The organism is Flagellimonas aequoris (assembly GCF_003584165.1).
In the GTDB taxonomy this organism is placed as follows: domain Bacteria; phylum Bacteroidota; class Bacteroidia; order Flavobacteriales; family Flavobacteriaceae; genus Flagellimonas; species Flagellimonas aequoris.
This window is the reverse complement of record NZ_QXFJ01000007.1, coordinates 124,922-136,643: the sequence shown is the minus strand read 5'-3', so window position 1 is coordinate 136,643 and position 11,722 is coordinate 124,922. Positions and strand designations below refer to the sequence as shown.

10 protein-coding genes are annotated in these 11,722 nt (G+C 38.3%); 2 read left to right on the top strand and 8 right to left on the bottom strand.

All coding sequences use genetic code 11. From position 1 onward, the window contains the following. Positions 1-34: 34 nt before the first annotated feature. The 8 genes from D2U88_RS00640 to D2U88_RS00605 are packed head-to-tail and all read right to left on the bottom strand — an operon-like array spanning position 35 to position 9,021. Positions 35-991, bottom strand: a complete 957-nt coding sequence (locus D2U88_RS00640; protein WP_119638370.1) for a GNAT family N-acetyltransferase — start codon at positions 989-991, stop codon at positions 35-37. A 22-nt stretch (positions 992-1,013) separates the two neighbouring features. After that, complete coding sequence (locus tag D2U88_RS00635; RefSeq protein ID WP_119638369.1) at positions 1,014-2,192, bottom strand: GNAT family N-acetyltransferase; 1,179 nt, start codon at positions 2,190-2,192, stop codon at positions 1,014-1,016. Continuing rightward, on the bottom strand, positions 2,173-3,381 hold the full coding sequence (locus D2U88_RS00630) for a GNAT family N-acetyltransferase (RefSeq protein ID WP_119638368.1): 1,209 nt from the start codon (positions 3,379-3,381) through the stop codon (positions 2,173-2,175). Before D2U88_RS00630 ends, D2U88_RS00635 begins: the two co-directional genes overlap by 20 nt. Continuing rightward, complete coding sequence (locus D2U88_RS00625; protein ID WP_182859070.1) at positions 3,378-4,595, bottom strand: GNAT family N-acetyltransferase; 1,218 nt, start codon at positions 4,593-4,595, stop codon at positions 3,378-3,380. The genes D2U88_RS00630 and D2U88_RS00625 overlap by 4 nt, the downstream gene beginning before the upstream one ends. Before the next feature lie 13 nt (positions 4,596-4,608). Then, positions 4,609-5,568: a GNAT family N-acetyltransferase gene (locus D2U88_RS00620; protein ID WP_119638366.1), complete on the bottom strand. Its 960-nt coding sequence runs from the start codon at positions 5,566-5,568 to the stop codon at positions 4,609-4,611. A gap of 15 nt (positions 5,569-5,583) precedes the next feature. After that, positions 5,584-6,618 carry a GNAT family N-acetyltransferase gene (locus D2U88_RS00615; protein WP_119638365.1) on the bottom strand — a complete coding sequence of 345 codons (1,035 nt, stop codon included), beginning with the start codon at positions 6,616-6,618 and terminating at the stop codon, positions 5,584-5,586. Positions 6,619-6,620: 2 nt separating this feature from the next. Further along, positions 6,621-7,568, bottom strand: coding sequence for a hypothetical protein (locus tag D2U88_RS00610; RefSeq protein WP_147378491.1), 948 nt, complete (start codon positions 7,566-7,568; stop codon positions 6,621-6,623). A 7-nt stretch (positions 7,569-7,575) separates the two neighbouring features. Beyond that, a complete protein-coding gene (locus tag D2U88_RS00605; RefSeq protein WP_119638363.1) occupies positions 7,576-9,021 on the bottom strand; it encodes an MBOAT family O-acyltransferase in 1,446 nt (481 codons plus the stop codon). A 240-nt stretch (positions 9,022-9,261) separates the two neighbouring features. Between D2U88_RS00605 and D2U88_RS00600 the strand changes: the two genes are divergently transcribed. Next, the gene (locus tag D2U88_RS00600; RefSeq protein ID WP_119638362.1) at positions 9,262-10,713 is read left to right on the top strand and encodes an MBOAT family O-acyltransferase; all 1,452 of its coding nucleotides are present in this window, start codon (positions 9,262-9,264) and stop codon (positions 10,711-10,713) included. A gap of 3 nt (positions 10,714-10,716) precedes the next feature. Further along, positions 10,717-11,670: a hypothetical protein gene (locus tag D2U88_RS00595; RefSeq protein WP_119638361.1), complete on the top strand. Its 954-nt coding sequence runs from the start codon at positions 10,717-10,719 to the stop codon at positions 11,668-11,670. The last annotated feature ends 52 nt before the right edge of the window (positions 11,671-11,722 follow it).

The following is an 11,722-nucleotide window of genomic DNA, read 5'->3' as shown; positions in this document are numbered from 1 at the left end:
AGACGTTAGTAGTTGATGGAGTTGAAAACTATTTTTACTGTTTATGCATCAGCATGCGCTTGGCCCTATACCTCCATAAAAATAATATTTTGGCCAATTGATGGACCCTCAGTTTTTTAAGGAATATAATTAAATAAAAACGAATGTTGTTCTTTACCCAAGAGCTATAGGCTTGGAGAATTGCGGTAAGGTTTTTTGGATCGAACAAGTTTATCTGTAAATAGGTGTATTGGGAATTGACCCAGTACCTTTTGTGCAAGAAATCCCCCCGCCCCATATCCACGAAGGCAATATTGTTCTCAAAACACCATTTGAGAACATCTATCATCAACTGGTTTCCCAAGCCATATTGAGAATACTCAACATTATAGGCAATGTTGAAGAGATACAAAGTTTTATCGTCTATAAATCCAATACCGATACATATCGGCATTTCTTTATCAAATCGAGAAAAAATAATTGCATTTCCATCAGGGAGCAATTTTCCAAACATTTTCCTGTAGAGGGGGAGAATGGGAATCTCATAGTTCTTGGCTTCTTTTTGATCAAAACGATTTTCCAGAAAGATCTTTAATTGGTCGAACAAAAGGTCAAGAGTGGATTCTTTTATTTCTCCACAAAATATATTCCTTTGGTGTTGTTGTATTTCATTTTGAAGCTTTTTACCCTGTCTTCTATAATTTCTCCTCGCCTTGGCATCAAAATGGGATTGAAAATAGGTATCGAAATTCTCAAAAGGTCTTAGATCGATCAGGAAACCTTGATATAGAGGTGAGGTTGCCCTTTTGAACTGTTGCAATTGCCCAGCAGGCCTAATTTTTTGATAGGAGGGTATATCAATTATGGTATAGTAAGACTTTATTTCAGCTCCTTGGGTTAAATAAATCTTGAAGATTTGTGGATCCTCATCTTTACTTTTGGCAGCAATCTGGGGAAAGGTCAAATGTGAAGAACCAAATAGTATATCGAGAAGAAATCGCATTTTCACCATGCTCAACTGTTATAGTACTGGTTCAATTTACTTTTAATAAATAGTAATTGCTTTGGAAGTGGGCATAATATTCATTTTCTGCCCCATTCTTTCGGTATACCAAAATTTCTTCTATCGGACATTGAAGGGTATACCCGAGTTGGAAAATGGCCTTGGCCAATTTTTTTCTTTCGAGGGGGTCAATGGGCTTTTTATCCAAAGATACCTCGGTTTGTATATGTTCATCCAAATCAATGATTTCTACATCCATTTTTTCTTGATCATGCAATCTGCTTTTTTTCCATAATTTGATGACCCTGTCCAGTTGAAGTAAACGAATAAATTTGAGTAGCCTGATCTTTAGGCTGTTTACCCATACTAAAAAAAGGGACGTGGATTTTCCCCACAAAGACCCTTGGTCTGTTATGATGACCAACTCATTGGCATAAACGGTGTCTGCCCATTTCTCTTTTATGTATCCATAGCCTTTTAGCAAGTCGTATTTTGAATACCCCTGCGCAATCAACCACTCTATATTTTGCCACATATCCAATTTGCCCAACCGAAAAAGATCATAATCAGGGTCAAATGCGCTTAAAATGTAAAAGGCCAATTTTGCTTTCATCATGTTGATTCGTATACTTATGGGGGTATCATTGGCATAGATTACGAACAGACTGGCTTGCTTTTGTAGTAATCTGGGATAAACATCCTCCTTGATTTCGGTAAGATGTTGTAGTTCATAATTCTGTTCATTTTTTTGTCTGAATCGTCGGATCATCAGCCCTTCCAGACTCCCAAAAATATCATCGTATTGTTTTCGCTCCATTGCTCCATAATATGCTTGGTAGCGTATGGTGAAACATTTTTCCAAACGGTTTTTATAGCGTTTAAGTGCCGATCTACTCTTAGCGCCAAAGTGTTTGGATAAATATTCCGATCCATCTGTGTATTTGTCAAGATTTACTACATATGTTTTTTGGGTGGATACCTTTTTTAAAGAAAACTTATTTTTATGGGAATCTGTATGAAGCCTAAAATAACTGGGAACATCTTGGATCACAATTGTCTTGGGAGCTTTTATGGATTTTTGGTTTGAGGATTTTTTATAGATCGGCTGCCCATCCCTAGTGTCCTCTATCATGTTGACGACTTCAGGAAAGGTATCTGTGGCCAAAAATGCCTTTAAGAATATTATTTTTTCAAGACTCCAAATCCCCATTTCTTGTTTCAGATTGATTAAAATGAACTTTCTTCATGGTTTTAAGCCCCTTTAGATAAAAAATGTTTGGAGTGACTGGGTCCCGATATACCTTGAGATTTTCCAGATTGTCTTTCGAAAGGTATAAAAAATGATATGCTGCCCTTTTCAGATAAATTTGGGGGTTTGAATAAAGATTGACTGTTTGGTACGTCCCCTGTTCCAATTTAGAGCGTTCTTCACCCGATACTTCATCCAAATAATATAGTGATTTTATCTGTCTTCGGCGTTTGGGCAAAAAGGGAATTTTCCGGTAGATACCTTTCAATTTGTCAATGACAGGATAATATACGTCAAACTCAAGAGAAATGGAAAGCCACTGCTTTAGGGAGGCAACTTTTTTGTATACCGGTTTTTGGGGATAAACTATGTGCGTTCTGTATAGATAGGTGCAATCTGCAAAACGTAGCTTATATTCCATGTTTTCGCGCAAAAGGTCGTAGATTTTAAACTGGTTTTTAAAGCACCAATCCAGTTGGAGCAATATATCTATGTACCCCAAATAAAATTTGGAATAATCCACATCGAAGCCCCTGACATATCCAAAGACCAATTTTTCCCATACATAGTTAAAGGAAATGTGTATGGGATGATCACCATGTTGAATCACGATTATGGCCGCTTTTTTTTCCTGAATCAATTTTCGCCCATTTTCTTTAAACTTGTCCCATTCCATTAGTGCCAAATGTTCCAACTCCTTCTCATGGAACCTTTTTGTGATCATACTCTTTAATGAATCCATAAGTTGACCATAGGTAGTATCATCAATATTCCCATAATAATAATTATAAGTGATGGGAAAGACCCGCTCCAAATTTCTTTTATAGGCTTTGAGCCTGGAAATTCGTTTTGAACTGAGTTTGGCTTTTAAAAACTGGTCAATATCAGTGTATCGGCCAAGATCAATATAAGACCCTTCAAAAGTGGCGACCGATTTTTCATTCTTGTTCGTTTCTTGTCCGAAAAACGAAACCCTCATGTAACCGGGGACATCTGTGTAAATAAGAGTATCTTGGCTGGCCCAAAATTTGGGTTCTACAGTAGAATGATGAATTTTATTGGAACTGTCTTTAAATGATATGGAACTGACATGTTCATCAATACAGCCTTTTTCGAGAAGCTCCTCTAGGAATGAGATTTTTTGTGTCATTTTATTGAACTGGGAGCTTTAGGTTGGACAAAGGTAAAGAGAAAGGATTCTGATGGAGCGATCATTTTAATGTAGCTTTCATCTTCTTTCTTTGCATATATTGAAATGGACTTCAATGGCTTTCTGTGCAAGTAACAATAATCACAAACTGCTTTTTGCAAATATTTGTTCCTTACTTCATTCAGACTGACTTTAAACTCACCGGTTTCAATGGATGATTGATCATGTAACGGGATTTGGTCTACCATTGGGGTAGATGCTGAGCGATTATGCAAAAAAGTTTGCCTATTTCTTGATCTGCGTAGTCCCAGCCACTTGGCCCCGTGATAAATAAAGTAAAAAAACTGCAACACCCAAAAGGCTGTGGTTCCCCAGAGTCTTTGCTTTAAAGTATTGCGGGAATACATAATTTGGAGCGAAAATGGATAAGCATGGTCTATAAACCTGTTTTTGTAATCGTATTCCCCTTTCATAAAGTCCAGTACCTCAAAACCTTCGTCAATGCACCAAGAAATCATTTTTAAGAGCTCCACATTTCCAATGCCGAATTTGGTGTACGCCATATCAAAGGTTTTGGTAAAACCGAACATCATTTTGCCGAGAACATAATTCAGGCTAATTGCAATAGGGTTGTCCCCATCGTAAATGACCGATATGCAAGCTTTTTTGTTCTGGACAAGTTCCAAGGTTTGCTTGTAATAGATGGGCCACATATCTGCAGCATCGTCTTGGGTTCCCAATTGGTCGAACCTGAACGATTGCATTTCCTGGAAGGCCTTGAAAACAGTCTCGTAGTCACTTTTTTCCATTTCCCCGTAGAATACCCGATGTTCAATATCGAAGCAATCATATAGTGTTTCTTCGCTTCGCAAGAAATTGGCCTGTCGTTTTTTATTAAAGTTTTGATCTAAATAGGCTTCAAAATTTGGGTAGGAGGAAAGCTTGATCAGGGAACCTGGGTATGTTTTCACCTTTTTAAGGGTAGTTCTGGAACCAAAGACCGGGACAGTTTCCAAATAGCCGGGAACACTGGTGATGATCAGGGGCTTGATGTGTATGGGGTAAGGTATAGTGGAAGAGCTTTCTTCTGGAAATATGTCACAACCAGTGTACGTGTTGGACAATGACTTGTACACGGTTCCCGCACGATCATACAAAAGCATGAATTCATGAAAATCCAATTGATTGCCCAGTATTTTAAAAAATTGAAGCATATACGCCTCTGGTTTACTTTGTGATGGCTTTGAGTCTTCCCTTGTTCTTAAAATAGAGCCATTTATCAACATTCACAATATTGCCCAACAACCCTATGTCCCTTAGCTTTTGCATAAGGGACAATCTGTATCCAATATTTTTTGCCTTTAAAGCCATTAAGAAAGAACCTTTGGGGTATACAATTTCATAAAACAAACGATAGGTATGATTACACCATTTTTCTTTGTAAGGGTTTCTGCCTTTAGAAACGTCAAAAATGTCAATATTATTGATAAGGCACCATTCGAGTTGGAAAAGCATGTTTATATCTCCCATGTTGTACTGCGAGTAGCCCACATGGTAGGTCTGTATGTGACTGAACATACTATTGCCCAATATATAGTTTAATGCAATACAAATAGGCTCATTATCCTTAAAGATAACAAAGAGCATTGCTTTTTCTTGGACCAGTTTTGGATACGTATGCGCATACAATTCTTGCCAGTGAAAGAGATCTCTATTGAAAATCTTTTTTTCATCAAATCGTGTGAGCAATAATCTTTTGAAATCATCAAATATGTTAGAATATATGGACTCTTCTATGGGACCTGTCAGTACCTTGTACTCAATAGAACCTTGGAGTTCCAATTTTCTTTTTTTACTGTGAAGATTCTTTGTGTTCCTTTTACTGAGTTGGCTATTTAAAAAATCCTCAATCTTTTTATAACCCTTTAGGTTAATGAGATATCCATTATACTGTGCAATTCGTAACAGTTTGGAATTTTGGGGGATATTCCGTTCGAACCTAAGGTAATCGGGAACATCTTTTATGATCTTGAACTTTCGATGGTCGACAATATTGTCCAGATTCACATCAAGGGTATGGTCCAAAAGTTTATTGATTACCTTCCCTTGGTAGATTTCATGGACTTTGTGTTCCAAGTATAGCTGGAAGAGGCAATGGTCTCTATATGGTCCAGGGAGGTCTGACATTTTCTAAATGGATTATTAAGGTTTATTGCCCAGCCGATATCTTATTTTGTGAATTAGCTTAAATAGATTGTGTTTTCGTGCCCAATATTTAAGTTTAAATTTTAGGGCTAGTGCATTGGCAATTGCCAAGCTGGCTATTTTTTTTGGGTCGTACCAGATATGATAATGGAACTGGTATGAATTGGTACTCCATCTTTTTTTGTAGTCATAATACCCTTTCGAAAAATCCAGTGTTTTAAAATTGTTCTGGATACACCAATCAAGCTGGTGCATGATACTGATACTTCCTATTCTGTACCTTGAAAATTCAATATCAAAAACGCGGATTACATCATAAACATGGGTGCCCGAAAAGTTGAGCAATGTAATGGCAACAGGTTGCTCCTCAATATAGGTGACAAAAAGCCCTGCTTCCTTTTTTCTCAACATGGGCAATGTGACATCTTTATAAAATGCCCATTCGGTGGGGTCCAAGTTATTGTTTACAATCTGTTTGTCTTCAAATCGTTGTACCAGTAATTCATGGAAGCGATCAAAGAGAACGTCAAATTCCTCTGAATCGATATCTCCCCAGACCATTTTACAATACGCTTTATGGTCTCTGTTCAATCGATTGATATAATTTCTGAGTTTGGAACGACTGCGGCTACTCAGATTTTGCTTTAGATATTCCTCTAAAGAGCCTACTTGGTTTAGATCGCAGATGAAACCTTCATATTGAGGGACCGTCTTTAATTTGAGTCCAGCAAGTTTTAGTTCCCCATCCCCATTATGTTGGGGCACATCATAAATCAAAAAAACACTATTGGCAATGTCTTTTACTGAACTATTTTGGTCCAGTTCATATATTACGCTCTTTGTATTGGTGGCACCAACATTGACATAAATAGGGGGGAAGGCCTGTTTGTAAAAGGAGATACCTTTAAAACATTCAAATGTATAGGTAGCCTTGTTGGCTTGAAAATGTTTCAACCAAATCTGTTTGAACCCTTCCTGTTGGTAGGGACCATCAAGTTTTCTTGAAATGATATGTATTGAATTGGTTGACAAGTTTAAGGTTGGTTTTTAAGATGTCTCAACATATCCCTGGCCAAAATGGTAGAGAACTCTTTTGCTGATTCCGAATAGAGGTGTGAACCATCATATGTCCCAAACGATTTGTTGCCTATGGAATAGTCAAGATAGGGAATCTGGTATGCATGGGTAATGCTATCCATCAATGTTTTGAAGGTTGGTAAGTTTTTGTTTTCAAACTCAATGACCTCTTTGTCGGCAGGCATTCTCACCAAGAATACATCTCCTTTGCTTTTTAAGTGTTCCAACGTTTTTCCAAACCATTCCAATCGATATGGTTTAACCTCTTCCTTGGGCAGTCTGCGCTCAAAATAGGCCAGGTTCTTTCTTTTCCAATCCTTTATGACTTCTTGGGTAATGTTGAATGTGGGCGATTCAAGGGAAACTTCGTTCCAGCCATTGGTATGGGTGGTTAGGTTGCCCCCGGAATAGGAATCTATAAAGGCATTATAGAGACCGTTGCCGTAGCAGTTCATAATATAACTATAATTGGGCATCGATGTAAAATCATTGGCCCTTCCAATGGCCGTTTTCCGATCCATGGCTTCAATTCCTTTAGTGCCAAAACCTTTTGGAGCGGTAAAGCTGCCGGGCGAGACTGTCACGATAAAAAATCGTTTTTCGCTATTCCCGGTATCTACTAATTTTTCCTTTATGGCATCCAGGTATACACTGCCAAAATAGTTCTGATTCGAGGCAAAATTGACTACTGGTCCGTTGTATTCCTCTGGTAGGCCATTCTCTAAAGTATATGGATCTATTCCTTCATCCGCCCGGGACAGTCCGATTATCAAGCTTTTCGCACTTTGGGTGAATTTGGGATAGTACATGTCCACATATCCTTCCGAAAGCTTATGGACCATTGCAAGATATGACAAGACCAAAAGTGCACAGAACAAGGTTATTTTTAGAATAAATACTTTCATAATAGGATCAAAATTGAAAATATATGAAGCTTTCCTGTCTGTTGATGCCGAACAGTACAATTATTGCCACGTATGCCACATACATGGACCAACGCATCCATTTGGGTTTGTTTTCTATCAATTCATAAACCTTATCGTTGCCTTTGTAAAAATGGACCAGTTGAACGCCGATGATCAGTATAAAACTGAGAAACAGCTCAAAATAATTGTTGAGTATGTTCACGTGCAGGTTGGGCAGCACAAACAGGTTTTGAATATATGTAAGGGCATCCTTTAGGGAAGGTGACCTAAAAAAAATGAGGGAAACCAACATCAAGGTAAAAGAAGTTCCCCATCCGAGAAATGCCCTTATATTAGTGTTTATCCGCAAAAGGTCAAAAATACGTTTACGAGCAGGATTGGTAGCTACCTCAATAATTAAAAACAAGGCATTGATGAGCCCCCAAACAACAAATGTCCAATTGGCCCCATGCCATAATCCCATGATAAAAAAGACAAGAATAACGGAGAACATCCGGTTTATTTTACCATTTCTTCTGAGCGGCCTGTACAAATAGTCCCGAATCCATTGGGTGAGCGATATATGCCAACGTTGCCAGAATTGTGAAATGTTTTGGGAGAATAAGGGCCTGTTAAAGTTGTTGATCAAGGAAATCCCCATGGTTTTTGCCGCGCCAATGGCAATATAGGTATAGGCAGCAAAATCAAAGTATATCTGAAAAACAAAAAAGGAGGCAGCCAGTATCGATGGCAGCCCTTTGTTCCCATCAGGGTCGGAATAAACAGCATCTACATAGAGGCCAAGTCTATCTGCAACGACCAGTTTCAAGAAAAAACCCCAGGCCATAATAATCATCCCACGCTTGATCAGCTGTACATCGGGTGCGATGTTTCTTTTTAGTTGGGGCAACAATCTGGTGGCTTTTTCAATTGGGCCGGCAACAAGCTGTGGAAAGAAGGCAACAAATAGTGCAAACCGTCCAAGATGTCTTTCGGGCTGCATATTGCCCCTATAGACCTCAATGGTATAACTCATGGTCTGAAACGTATAAAAACTGATTCCGACCGGCAATAAAACCTGATCAATTCTAAAGCTCTGTATTTTTTCTGAGGAGGATACTTCAATTCCAAAATATTCAAACAACCCGTTAAGTGAATCTATAAAGAAGAACAGGTACTTAAAAGTGACAAGAATGCCCACATTTACCAAGATGCTTATCCACAGATAAGCTTTTTTCTTTTTTCCATTCTCAAACTCCCCAATCTTCAATCCACAATAATAGTCCACTAAAGTGGAAATAAGCAACAATACAATGAGGTAAGGTTCTGAGGCGGCATAGAAATAATAGCTCGAAACCAACAAGAACAGCCATCTCGATTTATAGGGCAATAGGTAATAGATTACCAAGACCAATGGGAAGAAAATCAGAAAATTAAATGAATTGAAAAGCATATTCGAGATAAAGTGCTATTTGAATGTCGATTCTTTGTTAATGGAATAAAATTAGGATATGTATAGGAAACGAGATGAAATATAAGATATCGTCTACCATTTAAACGATGAAAATGTTTTATAAGTGCTGTTAAACCGAAAATATGACGATCTAAACAAAAAAGAAGTTTATGACTATGGATATTTACTATTTTCGGACCCGTTGTAAAAAACAAACGAACATGAACCAAAAACGGCCAGATGATATTTAATTCGATTGAATTTTTCATATTTCTACCCTTGGTCTTCTCCATTTTTTGGGTATTTGCAAAAAGGGGCGTAAAAACCCAAAACTTTATACTATTGGTGGCCAGCTATGTTTTTTATGGATGGTGGGATTACCGATTTTTGTCCCTTATTGTTCTATCTACTTTGGTAGATTATGTTGTGGGACGTAAAATTTATGCATCCCAAGATCGATCTCATCAGAAAAAATGGTTGACTTTGAGTTTGGTCTTTAATTTAGGACTGCTGGGTTTTTTTAAATATTTTGACTTTTTTGTTCATTCCTTTATTACAGCCTTTTCCTTTGCTGGTGCCAAAATGGAACACCAATGGACATTGGACATTGTTCTTCCGGTTGGGATTTCTTTTTACACTTTTCAAACCCTTTCGTACTCGCTGGACATTTATAGGGAACGATTAAAGCCCAGTGAAAATTTTATTTCTTTCGCCACCTATGTGGCCTTCTTTCCTCAATTGGTGGCGGGACCTATTGAGCGTGCCTCTCAATTGCTGCCCCAAATTGACGGGGATAAGAAATTTAAGTACGACCAAGCTGTTCAAGGACTTAAGTTGATGCTATGGGGACTCTTTAAAAAAATCGTCATTGCTGATGCCTTGGCACCTATAGTAGATGATATTTTCCAACATGCGGATAGCTATCCATCTACCACGCTTGCATTGGGTGGAATTCTGTTCGGTTTTCAAATTTATGGGGATTTTTCCGGTTATTCGGATATAGCTATTGGCACGGCCAAGTTGTTCGGCATAGAGTTGATGTCCAATTTTAAGTTTCCTTATTTCTCACGTAGCATTGCAGAATTTTGGCGTAGGTGGCATATTTCACTGTCCACATGGTTCCGGGACTATTTGTACATTCCTTTGGGAGGTTCCAAGGCAGGAAGAACCAAAGCGGTTCAAAACATATTCATCATATTTTTAGTGAGCGGTTTATGGCATGGTGCCAACTGGACCTTTGTGATATGGGGATTGTTCCATGCAATTCTTTTCTTGCCATTGTTCTATTTGAACTTGAACCGAAATTTTCTGGAGACGCCAAATCTGTTCAGTTCGGTCCGTACATTTTTTGTTGAGGGAACACAAATTTTATGGACTTTCATTTTGGTGACCATTGGTTGGATATTCTTTAGAAGTGAGACACTGTCCAATGCCCTTTTGTACTTGAAGCGGATGTTGTTTGACTTTAGCCATTCCGAATACCATCATCCCAATGGGTATAGAATGTTGGATTATTACCTTCTTTTGGTAGGCTTTTCCATTTTTGAATACATTATCCGGGCAGATGAGCGAAACCCGATTGGTTTTAAAAATAGGTATGTAAGATTCCTTGTCTATTTGATCTTGATTTTCATTATGGCATTGTTCTATGATGATGGTGTAGATCGTTCATTCATTTATTTTCAATTTTAGATTATGAAGAAGTTCGTTTTTAAAATAGGGCTCTATGGGATGCTAATGCTCTTGGGAATAGAGTTGCTTGTACGTGTATTCCATGTATATACCGAAAGGCCTGAAAGATACTTGGACGGCTATGATGTAGAGAAGTGGGTGCCCAACCAAACCGGATTGTCCGTGACCGGCAATCGAAAACAGAATGTTGGAAAGTATAGGATCAACCAGTTTGGTTTTAATTCAGTATACGACACTTATGACCCAAAAGGCGACGGATTGGATGTGGCCCTGGTCGGCGATTCCTTTATCGAGGGATTTCATCAAGATTATAATAATTCCCTTGGGCAAAAGGTGGAACATTATATGGGTGATAAAGTCAAGGTATGGGAGTTTGGATATGCAGGGTACGATTTAGCGGACCAATTACACCTGATCAAGGCTTATGATTCTATATTTAAAAAAATGGATTGCACCATCATTTATATGAGATTTACCGATGATTTGACCAGGTCGGAATATAAGATTTCCAACCGACTTTCATTGGACACCCCCGTAAACCGGATATTAAAAGAAATCAAAACGGTTGTTTACCTAAAAGATATCGGATTGTTCGACCCCATTACTAAAACCGTCGGGTCTGTCTTATCCCTGCTTAAAGGGAAAACTGATGGTCAAGGTACCCCGCAGGCTCCAGATAAGGAGGCAATCGATGAAAAGAGATTGGAAAACTTCAAGGCATTGGTAGAAACATATGGCTATGATAAAAAGAAGAATATTCTTCTTTTGGATGGAAGGTTGTGCTCTGAGGATTTTTTGAACTATTTAAAGGGCAATGGTTTCAAGACCATCGATTTCAGCAAAACGTTCTTGGCATCAGAAACTCCTACGGACCTTATTTATGACCAGCATTGGAATGACCATGGTAGGGAACTGTTGGCAGAGCTTATCTCCAATTATTTAAAGAAAAAGGGATAGGGGAGAGAGTTGCCAAGGCCAATAAGAATATCGCCCAAGATATTTTTATGGT